We start from the raw sequence: 17,263 nt of genomic DNA on the forward strand, positions 1-17,263 counted from the left end.
GCCCGGCACACCCGCGGGGCGCGCAGCGAGGGAGAGGGCGCACGATGCCGCCAGAAGACGGGGCCACGACCGGCGTGCCGTCGGGGGAGCCACCGGGCACACCCGCGGACGGCGGCGTGCCGCTGGCGGTGGAGCTGCGCGGCATCACCAAGCGGTTCCCGGGCGTCGTGGCCAACAAGGACATCGAGCTGCGGGTCCGCCGGGGCGAGGTGCACGCCATCGTGGGGGAGAACGGCGCCGGCAAGTCGACGCTGATGAAGACCCTCTACGGCGAGCACCGCCCGGACGAGGGACACATCGCGATCGACGGCCGGCAGGTGAACTTCCGCAGCCCGTCGGATGCCATCGCCGCCGGCATCGGCATGGTCCACCAGCACTTCATGCTGGCCGACTACTTCACCGTGCTGGAGAACATCGTCCTGGGCAGCGAGCCCACGCGAGGCGGCCGGCTGGACGTCGCGGCGGCCCGCCGCCGCATCCAGGACATCTCCGACCGCTACAACCTCGGGCTGCGGCCCGACGCGCTCGTCGAGGACCTCGGCGTCGGCGACCGGCAGCGGGTCGAGATCGCGAAGGTGCTCTACCGCGACGCCCGCACCCTGATCCTCGACGAGCCGACCGCCGTCCTCGTGCCGCAGGAGGTCGACGAGCTGTTCGGCAACCTGGCCGAGCTCAAGCGCGAGGGCCTCACGATCATCTTCATCTCGCACAAGCTCGACGAGGTGCGCAAGGTCGCCGACTCGATCACCGTGATCCGGCGCGGCACGACCGTCGGCACCGCCGACCCGAAGACCACCTCGAGCCGGGAGCTGGCCGAGATGATGGTCGGCGCCGAGCTGCCCTCGCCGGAGACCCGCACCTCCACCGTCCGCGACACCCCCGTCCTGGAGCTGCGCGGGGTCACGGTGGCCGGCGTCGGAGGGCGGCCGCTGGTCGACGCGGTCGACCTCACCGTCCGCGAGGGCGAGGTCGTCGGCATCGCCGGCGTCGAGGGCAACGGCCAGTCCGAGCTGATCGACGCCGTCATGGGTCTGCGCGACGTCGCCACCGGCACCGTGGTGCTCGGCGGGGAGGACATCAGCGCCTGGAGCACCCGCGCCCGCCGGGAGGCCGGGCTCGGCTTCATCCCCGAGGACCGGCACCGCCAGGGCATGCTGCTGGACGCCTCGCTCTGGGAGAACCGGATCCTCGGCCACCAGACCCGCCCGCCGGCGGTGAAGGGCCCCTTCATCGACCGCAAGGGCGCCCGCGCGGACACCGAGCGGATCATGCGCGAGTACGACGTCCGCGCCCCCGGGCCGGACACCCTCGCCGTCGCCCTCTCCGGTGGCAACCAGCAGAAGCTGATCGTCGGCCGCGAGATGAGCGCGTCGCCGCGGCTGCTCCTGGCCGCCCACCCGACCCGCGGGGTCGACGTCGGCGCCCAGGCGGTCATCTGGGAGCTGCTGAAGGCAGCTCGGGCCGAGGGGATGGGCATCCTGCTGGTCTCCGCCGACCTCGACGAGCTCATCGGCCTGTCCGACACCCTGCACGTGATGCTCCGCGGCCGGCTGGTCGCGACCCTGGACCCGGCGCAGGTCACCCCGGAGGAGCTCGGCGGCCACATGACCGGCGCGCGGACGACGGCGGGTGCGGCATGAGCGTGCTCCGCCGGATCGGCACGGCCCTGGTCGCGCCGCTGCTCGCCATCGTGGCGGCGATCGTCATCTCCGGCGTCGTGATGGCCGTCCTGGGGGTCAACGCCCTCGACGTCTTCGGCGTGATGGTGGACTTCGGGGACACCCCGACGCAGCAGGTCACCGCCATCGTGGTGATCCTCAACCGGGCCATCCCGCTGTTCATCTCCGGGCTGGCGGTCGCGATCGCGTTCCGCATGGGGCTGTTCAACATCGGCGTCGAGGGCCAGTACCGGCTGGCGACGGTCATGGCCGCCGCGGTCGGTGCCGCCGTCGCCCTGCCGGGGCCCCTGCACGTGCTGCTGATCGTCGTCGTGGCGATGGCGGTCGCCGCGATCTGGGCGGGCATCGTCGCCGTCCTCAAGGTGACCCGCGGCGTCAGCGAGGTCATCAGCTCGATCATGCTCAACTTCATCGCGCTGGGCATCGCGTCGTTCCTGCTCACTGGGCCGTTCCGGGGCAGCGCGGAGGGCGCGTCGATCATCAGCACCGCGGAGATCCCCGAGTCCGGGTGGATGCCCAGCCTGAACGTCGTCCTCGACCTGTTCGGCCTGGCCAACCCGCCCCGGCAGCTCTACGGCTTCCTCGTGGTCGCCGCGCTCCTCGGCGTCGCGGTGGCGGTCCTGCTGAACCGGACCCGCTTCGGTTTCGACCTGCGGGCCACGGGGCTGTCGCCGTCGGCGGCGCGGGCCAGCGGGGTCGACGCCCGCGGCATGGTCGTGAAGACCATGCTGCTGTCGGGCGCGGTGGCCGGGCTGATCGGCATGCCCGACCTCCTCGGCACGACGCACAGCTACACCACCGACTTCACCGCCGGCCTGGGATTCCTCGGCATCGCCGTGGCGCTGCTCGGCCGCAACAACCCGATCGGCATCGCGTTCGCCGCGCTGCTGTTCGCCTTCCTCGACCGGTCGCTGGTGCCGCTGCAGATCGCGGACTACCCGTCGTCGGTGGTCACGATCATCCAGGGCACGATCGTGCTGGCCGTCGTCGTCTCCAACGAGGTGGCGCGGCGGATCGGCCTGCGCGCCGCGGAGCGCGGCTCGGCGCAGGCCGGCCCGGCTCCCGTCGCAGGTGACGGCAGCACCGGCCCGCAGCAGACCACGGGCGGCGGAGGCACCGGGACAGGCGCGGGTGTCAGCCCGACCACCGGCGCCGGCCGGCAGACCGACGAGCGGCAGGGGACCGGGGCATGAGCGCCGTCATGAGCTCGCAGGACACCCGGCCCGCGCGCGGCCCGGTCGGGGAGCTGTTCCTCGGCGGCGGGCGGGCCCGCCGGATCACCTGGCTGGCGGTGGGCGCGGTCGTGCTCCTCTCCGCAGTCCGCGTGATCAGCGGCGAGCAGGCGCTCACGTCGTCGTCCACCATCTCCGCGGCGCTGCTGCTCGCCGTGCCGATCGGGCTGGCCGCCCTCGGCGGGCTGTACTCCGAGCGGGCCGGCGTGGTCAACATCGGCCTGGACGGGATGATGACCCTCGGCACCTGGGGCGCCGGCTTCGCCGGCTACCAGTGGGGCTGGGGTGCGGCGCTGGTCGGCGGGCTGCTGTTCGGCGCGCTCGGCGGCCTGCTGCACGCGGTCGTGACCGTCACCTTCGGCGTCGACCACGTGGTCTCCGGCGTGGCGATCAACATCCTCGCCGCGGGCGTCGTCCGCTTCCTCTCCGAGCTGTACTACACCGACAACCCCGCCGGGGGCGGCGTCACGCAGTCCCCGGCGATCACGGGCAACCAGCCGGAGTTCTCGGTGCCGGTGCTGTCCTCGGGCCCCGACCTGCTCGGCGACCTCGAGCGCCAGCAGTGGTTCCTCGTCAGCGACGTGGCCGGCGTCCTCCGCGGGCTCACCAGCGGCGTGGGCCTGCTCACCGTCCTGGCGGTGCTCCTGGTGCCGGCGTCCTACCTGCTGCTGTGGCGCACCGCCTTCGGGCTGCGGCTGCGCTCGTGCGGCGAGAACCCGGCGGCCGCGGACTCCCTCGGCGTGCCGGTCTACCGGCTGAAGTACATCGCCGTGGTCGTCTCCGGCGCGCTGGCCGGCATGGGTGGCGTGTTCCTGGTCTTCATCGCCGGCATCTACCGGGAGGGGCAGACCAACGGTCGCGGCTTCATCGGCCTGGCCGCCCTGATCTTCGGCAACTGGCGTCCGGGCGGCCTGGCGGCCGGCGCGGGCCTGTTCGGCTTCGCCGACGCGCTGCAGCTGCGCAGCCGGTCGGCGGTGGTGGCGCTGTTCCTGCTCGTGGCTGTGCTGCTGGCCGGCGTCGCCGTCTGGCAGGCGGTGCACCGGCGCGCCGTGCGGGCGGTGCTGGCCGCCGTCGTCGCCGCCGGCGCCCTGATCGGCTTCCTGACCATCGACCAGCTGGCCCCCGGCCTGGTGTCGTTCACCCCGCACCTGACCACGCTGCTGGTGCTGTCGCTGGCGTCCCAACGCCTGCGGATGCCCAAGGCCGACGGGCTCGTGTACCGACGAGGAGAGAACTAGTGAGCGTGGACTGGGACGCGCTGCGCGCGGCCGCGCGGGAGGCGATGACCCACGCCTACGCCCCCTACTCGCGGTTCCCCGTGGGGGTCGCCGGCCTGGTGGACGACGGCCGGGTGGTCACCGGCTGCAACGTCGAGAACGCCTCCTACGGGCTGGGCCTGTGTGCCGAGTGCGGCCTGGTCAGCGACCTGGTGCGCAGCGGCGGTGGCCGGCTGGTCGCGGTCGCCTGCGTGGGCGGGGACGGCCGGCCGCTCATGCCCTGCGGGCGGTGCCGGCAGCTGCTGTGGGAGCACGGCGGCGCGGAGATGCTCATCGAGACGGTGTCCCTGGGCATCGTGCCGATGCGGGAGGTGCTGCCGGACGCCTTCGGCCCCGAGGACCTGGCGAAGGCGGGGGTGGCGCCGGCATGAGCACGTTCGACGCGATCGACGTCATCCGGGCCAAGCGGGACGGCGTCGAGCTCACCCCGGAGCAGATCCGCTGGGTGATCCGGTCCTACACCGACGGGACGGTCCCCGACGAGCAGGTCAGCGCGCTGCTCATGGCGGTGTTCTTCCGCGGGATGTCGGCCGGCGAGCTGGCCGTCTGGACGCAGGCGATGATCGACTCCGGCGAGCGCAAGGACCTCTCGCCGCTGGGCCGCCCGACCGCCGACAAGCACTCCACCGGCGGGGTCGGCGACAAGATCACGCTGCCGCTGGCGCCGCTGGTCGCCGCGTGCGGGGTGGCGGTGCCGCAGCTGTCCGGCCGGGGCCTGGGCCACACCGGCGGCACGCTGGACAAGCTGGAGTCGATCCCCGGCTGGCGCGCCGACGTGCACGAGGAGGCCTACCTGGCGCAGCTGCGCGAGGTGGGCGCGGTCATCTGCGCGGCGGGCAACGACCTCGCCCCCGCGGACAAGAAGCTCTACGCGCTGCGCGACGTCACCGGCACGGTGGAGTCCATCCCGCTGATCGCCAGCTCGATCATGAGCAAGAAGATCGCCGAGGGTGCCGACGCGCTGGTGCTCGACGTCAAGACCGGCTCGGGCGCCTTCATGAAGGACCCCGACGCCTCCCGCGAGCTGGCCCGCACCATGGTCGGGCTGGGGGAGGCCGCAGGGGTGCGCACCGTGGCGCTGGTGACGGCGATGGACCGGCCGCTGGGCCGCGCGGCGGGCAACGCCGTCGAGGTGGCCGAGTCGGTGGAGGTGCTCGCCGGTGGCGGGCCGGCCGACGTCGTCGAGCTGACCCTCGCCCTGGCCCGGGAGATGCTCGCCGGGGCCGGGCGGTCCGACGTCGACCCCGCCGACGCGCTGCGCGACGGCCGGGCGATGGACGTCTGGCGCCGGATGGTCGCCGCCCAGGGCGGGGACCCGGACGCGCCGTTGCCGCAGCCGGCCGAGAAGCACGTCGTGACCGCCCCGGCCACCGGCACGCTGACCCGCCTGGACGCCTACGCCCTGGGGGTGGCGGCCTGGCGGCTGGGCGCCGGCCGGGCACGCAAGGAGGACCCGGTGTCGGCCGCGGCCGGCGTCGTCTGGACCGCCGGGGTGGGAGAGCAGGTCACCGAGGGGCAGCCGCTGCTCGAGCTGCACACCGACGACCCCGCCCGGATCGAGCGGGCGCTGGCGGCGCTGGACGGCGCGATCGGGGTCGACACCGACGACGTCCCGCTGCCGCTGGTCCTGGACCGGATCACGGCGTGACGAGCGGGGGCCCGGAGGGTCCCCCGAGGAACGCCCGGAGGCGCCGCCCTGCGAGGCGGCGCGAGGAGCGGGGGCCGGAGGCTCCCCGACGAGGGCCGGGATGGGCTCAGCGCGGCCGGGGGACGGTACTCGGCCGCGGTGCGGCCCCGAGGGCCGCGATGTCATGGTGGGAGACTGTCTCCTCGTGACGAGTACGTCCGTGCCCCTGGTGGCCGACAGCCGGCCGCGGCCCGGCGATCCGCTCGACCCCGATGCCGCCATCTCCATCCGCGGCCTCGTGAAGCGCTACGGGGACCGCACCGCCGTCGACGGCCTGGACCTCGACATCCGGCGCGGCGAGATCTTCGCGCTGCTCGGGCCGAACGGTGCCGGCAAGACCAGCACGGTCGAGGTGCTGGAGGGCTACCGGAAGCGGGACGGCGGCGACGTCCGCGTGCTCGGCGTCGACCCGGCCAAGGGCGGACGCCGGTGGAAGGCCCAGCTGGGCATCGTGCTGCAGTCGGGCGCGGGGGACAGCCAGCTCTCGGTCCGCGAGCTCCTCACGGCACGGGCGTCGTACTACGCGCAGCCCCGGGACCCCGACGAGGTGCTGGAGCTGGTCGGCCTCACCGACAAGGCGGCGGCCCGGGGCCGCGCCCTCTCCGGTGGCCAGCGCCGGCGGCTGGACGTCGCGCTGGGCATCGTCGGCCGACCGCGCCTGCTCTTCCTCGACGAGCCGACCACGGGCTTCGACCCCGAGGCGCGGCGGCAGTTCTGGGCCTTGATCCGCTCGCTGCGCGACCTGGGCACCACGATGCTGCTCACCACCCACTACCTCGACGAGGCCGAGACGCTCGCCGACCGGGTCGGCGTCCTCGCCCGCGGTGAGCTCGCGGAGGTCGCCGTCCCGACGGCGCTGGGTGGGCGCGGCACGGCACCCGCCGTCGTCAGCTGGACCGAGGACGGCGTCCGGCGCACCGCCGAGACCACGACGCCCACCGCGTTCGTGCGGGAGCTGGCCGCCCGCTTCCCCGGCGAGGTGCCCGACCTGTCGGTCAACCGGCCCACGCTCGAGGACGTCTACCTGAAGATGATCGGGGACCACTCGTGACCACCGCCGCCCCCGAGCGGACCGCGCTGCCCTCGTTCGGCCGGGTCTACCTGACCCGCGCCGGTGTCGAGCTCAAGGAGTTCTTCCGCCAGCGCGAGTCGGTGGTCTTCACCCTCGCCTTCCCGGTGATCCTGCTGCTGGGCCTGGGCGCGGTCCTCGACTACGACCTCGGTGCCGGCGTCGACTTCCCGCAGTACTTCATGGCCGGGGTCATCACCGCCGGCATCGTCGGTGCCAGCCTGCAGAACATGGCGATCCACATCGCCGCGGAGCGCTCGGACGGCACGCTCAAGAGCCTCGCCGGGACGCCGATGCCCGCGAGTGCGTACTTCGTCGGCAAGGTCGTGCAGGTGCTGGCGGTGGCGGTCGCGACGATCGCGCTGCTCCTGCTGGTCGGCGTCCTCGTGTTCGGCATCGACCTGCCCTCGGGCACCGACTGGCTGACCTTCGCCTGGGTGTCGGTGCTGGGCGCCGCGGCGTGCACCCTGCTGGGCATCGTCGTGTCGACGCTGGCCCGCAACGGCCGGTCGGCGTCGGCGACGGTCACCCCGATCGCGCTGGTGCTCGAGTTCATCTCGGGCGTGTTCATGCCCTTCGACCAGGTGCCGGGCTGGCTGCAGGACGTCGCCGCGGTCTTCCCGGTGAAGTGGCTCGCGCAGGGGCTGCGGTCGGTGTTCCTCCCGGAGGAGCTGGCCGCCCGCGAGCCGGCGGGGTCGTGGGAGCTCGGCACCGTCGCGCTGGTGCTCGGCCTCTGGTGCGTCGCCGGCCTGGTCCTCTGCGCCCTCACCTTCCGCTGGCAGGACCGCGAGGGCTGAGGGACACCGCGGCCAGGTCCCCGGATCGAGTCCGCGCGGAGACCGAACGACAATGTCACCGTGAGTGCACCGCTGACCGCCGAGATCCTCCGCCGCGCCCCGAAGGTCCTGCTGCACGACCACCTGGACGGCGGGCTGCGGCCGCAGACGGTGCTCGAGCTCGCCGACGCGTGCGGCTACCGCGGACTGCCGGCGGACGACGCCGACGAGCTGGGCCGCTGGTTCCGGCAGGCCGCCGACTCGGGCTCGCTGGTGCGGTACCTGGAGACGTTCGCCCACACCGTCGCGGTCATGCAGCGGCCCGAGGGCGTGGCCCGGGTCGCCCGCGAGTGCGCCCTCGACCTGGCCGCGGACGGCGTCGTGTACGCCGAGGTGCGCATGGCGCCGGAGCTGCTCACGGCGGAGGGGACGCCGATCGAGGAGGCCGTGGAGGCGATCCTCGACGGCTTCGCGACGGGCAGCGCGGAGGCGGCCGCCGCGGGCACGCCCATCACCGTCGGCACGCTGCTGTGCGCCATGCGGCAGAACGACCGGTGGGACGAGGTGGCGGGCCTCGTCGTCCGCCACCGGGACGCCGGGGTCGCCGGGTTCGACCTGGCCGGCCCCGAGATCGGCTTTCCCCCCGACCGCCACCCCTCGGCGATCGCGCTGCTCGACCGGGCCGGCGCGCACCGCACCGTCCACGCCGGTGAGGCGGCCGGCATCGACAGCATCGTGGCCGCCCTCGACGGCGCCCGCGCGGAGCGGCTGGGGCACGGCGTGCGCATCGCCGACGAGGTGGCCGCCGACGGCTCGCTCGGCGCGGTGGCCAAGCGGGTGCGCGAGGAGCAGGTGACCCTCGAGGTCGCGCCGTCGTCCAACGTGCAGACCGGTGCCTACCCGTCGCTGGCCGAGCACCCGGTGGACCGCCTGCACCGGCTCGGCTTCGCCGTCACCGTCAACACCGACAACCGGCTGATGAGCGGGGTCTCGGCGACCAGCGAGCTGGCCGGCGTGGCCGCCACGTTCGGCTGGGGCTGGGATGACGTGCAGACGGTCACCGAGCGTGCGCTGCGGGCGGCGTTCGTCGACGAGACGGAGCGGGCGCGGCTGCTGGCCGACGTCGTCCGGCCCGGGTTCGCCGCCCTCCGCGGGTGAGGGTGGCGCGGGCCACCCCGCGCTCGGGAATCGCCGGACCACCTGCGCTGCTACCTTGAGTGCACCGGCACTCGCCGGTCATCCTCCGGACGGTCCGTCCGGGTAAGAGCGCATCCGTGCAGATCCGGGCGTCACAGCTGACGTGAGCGATCGCCAGTGAGGACGCCGGTCGACGGCGTTCACGCATGACCACGGGACGCGCCCGAGAAGCATCGGAGTCCCACACCCGTATGACCACGTTCGACGCTGTCGACGTCCAGACCACCCCCGAGCACGCCCCCGAGGCCGAGGCCCCCGCCGGCCCCACCTTCGGTCAGCTGGGCCTGCCCCAGCAGCTGGTGACCGCCCTCGAGCGGCGCGGCATCCGCCACCCCTTCGCCATCCAGACCTCGGCCCTGCCCGACGCCCTGGCCGGCCGTGACGTCCTCGGCAAGGCCGCCACCGGCTCGGGCAAGACCCTGGCCTTCGGCCTGCCCCTGCTGGCCCGCATCGGGGCCGACGTCAAGACCGGCCGGCGCGCTCCGCGCGGCCTGGTCCTCGTCCCGACCCGCGAGCTCGCCCAGCAGGTGCACGACAACCTGGCGCCCCTCGGCCAGGCCATCGGCGTCCAGCTCGCCACCGTCTACGGCGGCGCGCCCATGTACCGCCAGATCCAGCAGCTGCGCCGCGGCGTCGACGTCGTCATCGCCACCCCCGGCCGGCTGCAGGACCTCATCGGCCAGGGCGAGGCGACCCTCGACGAGGTCGTCGTCACCGTGCTCGACGAGGCCGACTTCATGGCCGACCTGGGCTTCCTCCCGGTCGTCAAGGAGCTGCTCGACCAGACCGTCCCCGACGCCCAGCGGCTGTTGTTCTCGGCCACGCTGGACGGCGAGGTCGACGCCCTGGTCCGCCGCTACCTGAAGGACCCCGCCCGGCACGAGGTCAAGCGCGCCGGGGACGACGCCCCGCCGGCCGAGCACCTCGCGTTCAGCCTCGCCTTCCGCGACAAGCTGCAGGTGGCCACCGAGCTGGCCTCCCGCCCGGGCCGCACGATCGTCTTCGCGCGGACCCAGCTCGGCGTGGACCGGCTGACCGAGAACCTGCAGGCTGCCGGGATCAAGGCCCAGGCCATCCACGGCGGGCTGCCGCAGTCGGCCCGCAAGCGCGCGCTGGAGGCGTTCACCGACGCCCGCAGCCCGGTGCTGGTCGCCACCGACGTCGCCGCCCGCGGCATCCACGTCGACGACGTCTCGCTGGTCCTGCACTACGACCCGCCGACGGACGCCAAGACCTACCTGCACCGGTCGGGACGCACCGCCCGCGCGGGTGCCGCCGGCGTCGTCGTCTCGCTGCTGCTTCCCGACCAGGTGGGCCAGGCCAAGCGCCGGTTCCGCTCGGCCAAGGTGGACCCGGCCGTCGACCGGATCCGCCCGGGTGACGCCCCGATCGCCGAGCTCGTCGCCAGCGGCGTGCACGTCGAGCCGATCGAGCGCCCGGTGCGCGAGTCCCGACGCCCGGCCGGCTCCGGTCCGCGGCGCCCGCGCCGCGAGGGCGACCGTCCGCGTCGTGACGGTGACCGGCCGCGCCGTCCCTACGGTGACCGTCCCCGTCGGGACGGCGACCGTCCGGTGGGCGAGCGCTCCGAGCGTCCGCGCCGCGACGGCGAGCGCTCCTACGGCGACCGCCGGCCCAGCGGCTACCGCGGCCAGGGTGGCCGCCCCGGCCGCTCGGCGGACTTCTCCGGCTGAGCGCAGTCACGACACGGCAGCGGCCGGTCCCGGTTCCCCGGGGCCGGCCGCTGCCGTTCTGTGGTGGATCTCCGCTCAGTCGCGGAAGACGAGGGCCCCGCTGACCTCGGTGACGACCTCGTCCCACGCCGACCGCAGCACCGCGGCGTCCTCGGCGCGCAGCGCGGCGTCGGGCTCCCGCTCGGCGCGGGCGACGGCCCGGCCCAGCGGCTCGGTCGGCTGCAGCAGCGCCTCGACGCGGGTCAGCCCGGCGTACTCGGCGACGTCCTGCACCCCCTCGACCGGCTGGGTGAGGGCGCGGTGCGGGACCAGCCCGGCAGCACCGTCGGCGACCTCGGCCACGACCTCGGTCAGCTCGGTGAGGTCGTAGCGGTCCTGCTCGGCCGGCAGCGGCGGGACGTCGGTGCCGGCCACCTCGGGCCAGGACGCGATCTCGGTGAGGTCGTGCTCCTCGTCGCCGGCGCAGAAGCGGGCGAGGTCGTCGGGCGAGGCGAACAGGAAGACCTCGCCGTCGCGGCCGAGGAACCGCGCCCGGTCGTCGACGTAGCAGCGCAGGGTCAGGCCGGCGCCGGCGGGCACCACGAGCTCCACCGGCAGGATGCCGACGCCCTCCCAGAACTCCGCGGCCTTGGCGACCTCGGTGGCGGGGACGTCGATCCGGCCCGGTCGGGCGATGGCGCTCACCGGCGTCACCGCGGGCGCGGCCTCGGCGGCGGGAGCCTCCTCGACGTCGGCCAGGTCGTCCTCGTCGTCGCCCTGCTCGGCCGCCGACGGGTAGTCGGAGAGCGCGACGGTGCCTCCGCCGGTCCAGTCCAGGTGGGCCGACAACTCCTCCAGGACGTCCTCCCAGAGGTCGTCGAGGGCGCTGCCGACGCCGAGCCACGCGTCCTCGCCGGCGCGGCCGACGAAGGCGTCCACGCCCAGCCCCAGCGAGCCGATCTCGGGGCGGGCCACCAGCTCGGCGAGCGCGCTGAACTCCCCGCCGCGCTCGACGTCGGCGGCCGGACGGCGGTCGAGGTCGACGTCGGCGTCGACGTCCCGGTCCTCGTCCTCGTCGGTCAGGTCCTCGTCGAGGTCGTCGTCCTCCTCGTCACCGAGGTCCAGGCACTCGGCGAGCCGGCTGACGATGTCGATGGTCGCGGCCAGCTCCTCGACCGCCCAGCGGTCGGCGTTCTCCGCGGCGGTGTCGTAGACCCCGTCGAGGTCGTAGCGGTGGTCGTCGTCCGGGGTGAGGTCCGCGGCGCCGAGCCCGACGACGACCGGCCACACCGGGTGGTCGGCGAGGTCGTGGTCGGTGCGGGTCCGGCAGAACACCGCCAGGGCCGCCGGGGTCGGGAAGAGGTGGACCGTCGCGGTGTCACCCTCGGACGTGCCGAGGAACGCCTGCCACTCCTCGCCGTCCTCCTCCCACGGCGGCGCCCACAGGGTGTAGCCGGTGCGGTCGTCGACGGTGAGGGAGATGGGGACGATGCTCGGCCTGGCCACGGCGACCATCCTGCCCGCTCCGTCTGGAAGCGCACCTCCGGGTTGCTACACGCCCATCGGGTGCCAGAGAGAGGACCCCGTCCTCCCCACCCTTCGCGAGCTCAGGGTGGGACCCGGGACGGGGCCTCTCAGACGCCCATCGGATGCCAGACCGTCTTCGTCTCCAGGAACGGGGTCAGCCGCGTCAGGCCGGGGTCGGCGGTCCAGTCCGGCTCCTCCGCCGGCGGCCGCAGCACCCGCTTGATGCTGCCCGCCGCCAGCCGCTCCAGCTCCATCGCACGGCCGGCGGGAGCACCGGTCAGGTCGACGGCGTCGACGTCGTCGTGCTCGGCCAGCCAGGGCCCGATCTCGCCGGCGTCCCCGGTGAGCAGGTTCACCACGCCCGCCGGGACGTCGCTGGTCGCGAGCACCTCGCCGAGGGTGACCGCGGGCAGCGGCCGCTCCTTCGACGTCACCACGACCGCGGTGTTGCCGCCGGCCAGCACCGGGGCGAGCACGCTGACCAGGCCCAGCAGCGAGGAGCGCTGCGGCGCGAGGACGGCGACCACGCCGGTGGGCTCGGGCAGCGAGAAGTCGAAGTACGGGCCGGCGACCGGGTTGGCCCCGCCGAGGACGGCACCGAGCTTGTCGGTCCACCCGGCGTACCAGACCCAGCGGTCGATCGCGGCGTCGACGGCGGCGCGGGCCTTGGACCCGGACAGGCCCTCGCCCGCGGCGACCTCCTCGCAGAACTGGGTGTGCCGGCCCTCCATCACCTCGGCGACCCGGTAGAGCACCTGGCCGCGGTTGTAGGCGGTGGCGCGGGACCACTTCCCGAACGCGGCGCGGGCGGCGACGACGGCGTCCCGGGCGTCCTTGCGGGAGGCCCAGGCGGCGTTGGCGAGGAAGTGGCCCTTGGCGTCGGTGACCTCGTAGGTGCGGCCCGACTCCGAGCGCGGGAACGCGCCGTTGACGTAGAGCTTGTAGGTCTTGCGGACGGCGAGACGCTCGCTGCCGATCACTGCGCGGTCACACTCCCTCGCTCCGCGAGGCCGTTCGCTCCGCTCCTCGCTCGCTGGCGCTCGCTGCGATGCTCACTCACTGGTCGGACCCCTTCAGGTAGGCGGCCAGCCCGTGGCGACCGCCCTCACGGCCGTACCCGGACTGCTTGTAGCCGCCGAACGGCGACGTCGGGTCGAACTTGTTGAACGTGTTGGCCCAGACGACGCCGGCCCGGAGCCGGTCGGCGATCGCCAGGATGCGGGACCCCTTCTCCGTCCAGATCCCGGCCGACAGCCCGTAGGTGGTGTTGTTGGCCTTGGCGACCGCCTCGTCCGGCGTCCGGAAGGTGAGCACCGACAGGACCGGCCCGAACACCTCGTCGCGGGCGATGCGGTGGGCGGGGGAGACGTCGGTGAACACCGTCGGCGGGAACCAGAAGCCCCGGTCGGGCAGCGCGCAGGCCGGCTGCCACCGATGCGCGCCCTCGGCCTCGCCGATGTCGGACAGCTCGCGGATCCGCGCCAGCTGCTCGGCGGAGTTGATGGCGCCGATGTCGGTGTTCTTGTCCAGCGGGTCGCCGAGGCGGAGGGTGCCGATCCGCCGCTGCAGGGAGGCGATGACCTCGTCGTGGACGGACTCCTGCACCAGCAGCCGGGAGCCGGCGCAGCACACGTGCCCCTGGTTGAAGAAGATGCCCTGCACGATGCCCTCGACGGCCTGGTCGATCGGCGCGTCGTCGAAGACGATGTTGGCCGCCTTGCCGCCGAGCTCGAGGGTGAGCTTCTTGCGGGTGCCGGCGACCGCGCGGGCGATGGCGCGGCCCACCTCGGTGGAGCCGGTGAACGCGACCTTGTCGACGTCGTCGTGCTCGACCACGGCCCGGCCGGTGTCGCCGGCGCCGGTCACGATGTTGACCACGCCCGGCGGCAGGTCGGCCTGGCGGCAGACCTCGGCGAACAGCAGTGCGGTCAGCGGGGTGGTCTCGGCCGGCTTCAGGACGACGGTGTTGCCGGTGGCCAGCGCCGGGGCGACCTTCCACGCCAGCATCAGCAGCGGGAAGTTCCACGGGATGACCTGCCCGGCCACGCCCAGCGGCCGCGGGCCCGGGCCCAGGCCGGCCCAGTCCAGCTTGTCGGCCCAGCCCGCGTGGTAGAAGAAGTGCGCCGCGGCCAGGGGGACGTCGACGTCGCGGGACTCCCGGATCGGCTTGCCGTTGTCCAGCGACTCCAGGACGGCGAACTCCCGCGCCCGCTCCTGCAGCAGCCGCGCGATGCGGAACAGGTACTTGCCGCGGTCGGCCGGGCGCATCGGACCCCAGACGCGGGTGAACGCGCGGCGGGCGGCGCGGACGGCGCGGTCGACGTCGGCCTCGGTGCCGGAGGCGACCTCGGAGAGGACCTCCTCGGTGGCCGGGTTGACCGTCTTGAACGTCTCCCCCGTGCCGTCGACGAACTCGCCGTCGACGAACAGGCCGTAGGACGGCGCGATGTCGACGATCGACCGCGACTCGGGTGCGGGGGCGTACTCGAAGGTGCTGGTCATCGTTCAGTCCACCGTCACGTGGTCCGGGCCGCTGTAGTGGCCGGTGCGGAGCTTCTGCCGCTGCAGGAGCAGGTCGTTGAGCAGGCTGGAGGCGCCGAAGCGGAACCAGTCGGGGGAGAGCCAGTCGGGACCGGCGACCTCGTTGACGAGGACGAGGTGCTTGACGGCGTCCTTGGTGGTGCGGATGCCGCCGGCGGGCTTGACCCCGATCTGGCGGCCGGTGGCGGCGCGGAAGTCACGGACCGCCTCGAGCATCACCAGGCAGACCGGCAGCGTGGCGGCGGGGGAGACCTTGCCGGTGGAGGTCTTGATGAAGTCGCCGCCGGCGAGCATGGCCAGCCAGGAGGCGCGGCGGACGGCGTCGAGCGTGACCAGCTCGCCGGTCTCGAGGATGACCTTGAGGTGCGCGTCCCCGCAGGCCTCCTTGACCGCGACGATCTCGTCGTAGACGTCGAGGTAGCGGCCGGCCAGGAACGCCCCGCGGTCGATGACCATGTCGATCTCGTCCGCTCCGTTGGACACGGCGTCCCGGACGTCGGCGAGCTTGACCGCCCGGCTGGCCCGGCCGCTGGGGAACGCGGTGGCGACGGCGGCGGTGTGGATGCCCGAGCCCTGCAGCGCCTCGGTCGCGATGCCGGCGAGGTCGCCGTAGACGCAGACCGCCGCGACATGCGGGCAGGAGGCGTCGGTGGGGTCGGGACGGCGGGCCTTGGCGGCCAGCGAGCGCACCTTGCCGGGGGTGTCGGCGCCCTCGAGGGTGGTCAGGTCGACCATCGAGATCGCGGTGTCGATCGCCCACGCCTTGGCGGTGGTCTTGATCGACCGGGTGCCCAGCACGGCGACGCGGGCCTCGGCGCCGACCTGGTCGACGCCGGGGAGGCCGTGCAGGAAGGCCCGGAAGGCGGCGTCCGAGCGGGTCACGTCACGGAACGGCGCCAGGGGCTCGCGCCGCGGCGGGGTCTCCGCCGTCAGGGCGTCGGGGTCGAGCACGTGGGTCATGCGGGCATTCTCCCCCGAGCTGGATCTGCCCTGGCCGGTACGGTGGCTCGCCCCCGGCCGATACGGTGGCGCGCGTGCAGCTGACCGTCGTCGACCACCCGCTCGCCCGTGCCCGCCTGACCCGCATGCGGGACGAGCGGACCGACAACGCGGCCTTCCGTGCGGCGCTGCGCGAGCTCACCCAGATGCTGGTCTACGAGGCCACCCGCGACCTCGCCGTCGCGGAGGACCCCATCACCACCCCGGTCACCGCGACCACCGGTTTCCGGCTGGCCGCCCCGCCGCTGATCGTGCCGGTGCTGCGGGCGGGGCTGGGCATGGCCGACACCGCGCACGGCATGCTGCCCGAGTCCCAGATGGGCTTCGTGGGGCTGGCCCGCAACGAGGAGACCTTCCAACCGGAGGCGTACATGGCCTCGCTGCCGGCGTCCCTGGTCGACCGCGAGGTCTTCGTGCTCGACCCGATGCTGGCCACCGGCGGCTCGCTGGTGCACTGCTGCGGGCTGCTCACCGCCCGGGGCGCCACCTCGATCACCGTGCTGTGCGCGCTCGCCGCGCCGGAGGGCATCGCGCGGCTGGAGGAGAGCGGGCTGCCGCTGCGGGTCTTCACCGCCTCGGTCGACGAGGGGCTCAACGACAAGGCCTACATCGTTCCGGGCCTCGGTGACGCCGGGGACCGCCAGTTCGGGGCGGTCTGACCGTGCGCTTCGGGGTGCTCGGCACCGGGCACTGGGCGCAGACCGTGCACGCCGCAGCGCTCGCCGAGCACCCGACGGCGGCGCTGGTGGGTGTGTGGGGCCGCGACCTCGCCAAGGCCAAGGCCGTCGGGGCGGAGTTCGACGTCCCCGGCTACGCCGACCTCGACGCGCTGCTGGCCGAGGTGGACGCGGTGGCGATCGCCGTCCCGCCGTCGGTGCAGGTCGGGCTGGTCGAGCGGGCCGCGGCGGCCGGCAAGCACCTGCTCCTGGAGAAGCCGATCGGGCTGTCGCTGGCCGAGGCCGACCGGGTCGTGACCGCAGTGCGCTCCTCCGGGGTCGCCTCGGTCGTGTTCTTCACGTTCCGCTTCCAGGCCGGGACGTCGAGTTGGCTGGCCCAGGCCGGGCGGACGATGCTCGCCGGCGGCGCGGGCACGTGGCTCAGCGCCCTGGCCGGCAGTCCCTTCGACTCCGCCTGGCGACGGCGGCACGGGGCACTGTGGGACATCGGCCCGCACGCGCTGTCGCTGTTGTTGCCGGCGCTCGGGCCGGTCACGTCGGTCCAGGCCGGCGGCGGGTCGGGCGACACCGTGCACCTGGTGCTGCAGCACTCCGCCGGGGTGTCGTCGACCGTGACGCTGTCCCACACGGTGGCGCCGATGTCGACGGGCATCGAGTTCTACGTGCACGGGGACGCGGGCCGCGTCGTCCTGCTGCCCGACACCGAGCACCCCGTCGAGGCGCTGTCGGTGGCGGTCGACGAACTGGGCCAGGCGGCGATGACCGGGGGCACGCACCCCTGCGACGTCGGCTTCGCCCGGGACGTGGTGGCGGTGCTCGCGACGGCGGAGCGCGCGCTGGCGTCGGGGTGCCGGGAGCCGGTGTCGGACTGAGCGCCGTTTGCGGCTCTGCGGTCGTTCCTCGTGCGGTGCGGGCGCTACAGCGCCCGCACG

15 protein-coding genes are annotated in these 17,263 nt (G+C 74.2%); 11 read left to right on the forward strand and 4 right to left on the reverse strand.

Translation table 11 applies throughout. The features are described from left to right. Nucleotides 1–44: 44 nt before the first annotated feature. The 9 genes from ACI78Q_RS09175 (at nucleotide 45) to ACI78Q_RS09215 (ending at nucleotide 10,608) form a co-directional block, all read left to right on the forward strand. Nucleotides 45–1,640 carry an ABC transporter ATP-binding protein gene (locus ACI78Q_RS09175; protein WP_456923019.1) on the forward strand — a complete coding sequence of 532 codons (1,596 nt, stop codon included), beginning with the start codon at nucleotides 45–47 and terminating at the stop codon, nucleotides 1,638–1,640. Beyond that, on the forward strand, nucleotides 1,637–2,872 hold the full coding sequence (locus ACI78Q_RS09180; RefSeq protein WP_456923020.1) for an ABC transporter permease: 1,236 nt from the start codon (nucleotides 1,637–1,639) through the stop codon (nucleotides 2,870–2,872). The genes ACI78Q_RS09175 and ACI78Q_RS09180 overlap by 4 nt, the downstream gene beginning before the upstream one ends. After that, entirely contained in the window at nucleotides 2,869–4,149 is a 1,281-nt protein-coding gene (locus ACI78Q_RS09185) for an ABC transporter permease (RefSeq protein WP_456923021.1), read from the forward strand. Before ACI78Q_RS09180 ends, ACI78Q_RS09185 begins: the two co-directional genes overlap by 4 nt. Then, nucleotides 4,149–4,559 (forward strand): cytidine deaminase, encoded by a 411-nt coding sequence (locus ACI78Q_RS09190; protein WP_456923022.1) that lies wholly within the window; start codon nucleotides 4,149–4,151, stop codon nucleotides 4,557–4,559. Before ACI78Q_RS09185 ends, ACI78Q_RS09190 begins: the two co-directional genes overlap by 1 nt. Continuing rightward, the gene (locus ACI78Q_RS09195; RefSeq protein ID WP_456923023.1) at nucleotides 4,556–5,836 is read left to right on the forward strand and encodes a thymidine phosphorylase; all 1,281 of its coding nucleotides are present in this window, start codon (nucleotides 4,556–4,558) and stop codon (nucleotides 5,834–5,836) included. Before ACI78Q_RS09190 ends, ACI78Q_RS09195 begins: the two co-directional genes overlap by 4 nt. A 184-nt stretch (nucleotides 5,837–6,020) precedes the next feature. Next, the gene (locus tag ACI78Q_RS09200; RefSeq protein ID WP_456923024.1) at nucleotides 6,021–6,926 is read left to right on the forward strand and encodes an ABC transporter ATP-binding protein; all 906 of its coding nucleotides are present in this window, start codon (nucleotides 6,021–6,023) and stop codon (nucleotides 6,924–6,926) included. Then, the gene (locus ACI78Q_RS09205; protein WP_456923025.1) at nucleotides 6,923–7,741 is read left to right on the forward strand and encodes an ABC transporter permease; all 819 of its coding nucleotides are present in this window, start codon (nucleotides 6,923–6,925) and stop codon (nucleotides 7,739–7,741) included. Before ACI78Q_RS09200 ends, ACI78Q_RS09205 begins: the two co-directional genes overlap by 4 nt. A gap of 60 nt (nucleotides 7,742–7,801) precedes the next feature. Beyond that, the gene (locus ACI78Q_RS09210; protein ID WP_456923026.1) at nucleotides 7,802–8,878 is read left to right on the forward strand and encodes an adenosine deaminase; all 1,077 of its coding nucleotides are present in this window, start codon (nucleotides 7,802–7,804) and stop codon (nucleotides 8,876–8,878) included. 230 nt (nucleotides 8,879–9,108) lie between these two features. Next, on the forward strand, nucleotides 9,109–10,608 hold the full coding sequence (locus ACI78Q_RS09215) for a DEAD/DEAH box helicase (RefSeq protein WP_456923027.1): 1,500 nt from the start codon (nucleotides 9,109–9,111) through the stop codon (nucleotides 10,606–10,608). Nucleotides 10,609–10,683: 75 nt separating this feature from the next. Here the strand turns inward: ACI78Q_RS09215 and ACI78Q_RS09220 are convergent, their stop codons facing one another. The 4 genes from ACI78Q_RS09220 to deoC all read right to left on the reverse strand — a co-directional run bounded on the left by ACI78Q_RS09220 (nucleotide 10,684) and on the right by deoC (nucleotide 15,615). Next, nucleotides 10,684–12,093, reverse strand: coding sequence for a hypothetical protein (locus ACI78Q_RS09220; RefSeq protein WP_456923029.1), 1,410 nt, complete (start codon nucleotides 12,091–12,093; stop codon nucleotides 10,684–10,686). Nucleotides 12,094–12,221: 128 nt separating this feature from the next. After that, entirely contained in the window at nucleotides 12,222–13,094 is an 873-nt protein-coding gene (locus tag ACI78Q_RS09225; protein WP_456923030.1) for an aldehyde dehydrogenase family protein, read from the reverse strand. A 76-nt stretch (nucleotides 13,095–13,170) separates the two neighbouring features. Then, nucleotides 13,171–14,616 (reverse strand): aldehyde dehydrogenase family protein, encoded by a 1,446-nt coding sequence (locus ACI78Q_RS09230; RefSeq protein ID WP_456923032.1) that lies wholly within the window; start codon nucleotides 14,614–14,616, stop codon nucleotides 13,171–13,173. 3 nt (nucleotides 14,617–14,619) lie between these two features. Beyond that, nucleotides 14,620–15,615, reverse strand: a complete 996-nt coding sequence (gene deoC / locus ACI78Q_RS09235; protein ID WP_456923033.1) for a deoxyribose-phosphate aldolase — start codon at nucleotides 15,613–15,615, stop codon at nucleotides 14,620–14,622. A 74-nt stretch (nucleotides 15,616–15,689) separates the two neighbouring features. Between deoC and upp the strand changes: the two genes are divergently transcribed. Both upp and ACI78Q_RS09245 read left to right on the forward strand, forming a co-directional pair. Then, nucleotides 15,690–16,313 carry a uracil phosphoribosyltransferase gene (gene upp / locus ACI78Q_RS09240; RefSeq protein ID WP_456923034.1) on the forward strand — a complete coding sequence of 208 codons (624 nt, stop codon included), beginning with the start codon at nucleotides 15,690–15,692 and terminating at the stop codon, nucleotides 16,311–16,313. A gap of 2 nt (nucleotides 16,314–16,315) precedes the next feature. Then, the gene (locus ACI78Q_RS09245; RefSeq protein ID WP_456923035.1) at nucleotides 16,316–17,203 is read left to right on the forward strand and encodes a Gfo/Idh/MocA family protein; all 888 of its coding nucleotides are present in this window, start codon (nucleotides 16,316–16,318) and stop codon (nucleotides 17,201–17,203) included. Nucleotides 17,204–17,263: the final 60 nt, after the last annotated feature.

The organism is Geodermatophilus sp. SYSU D00705 (assembly GCF_054050135.1).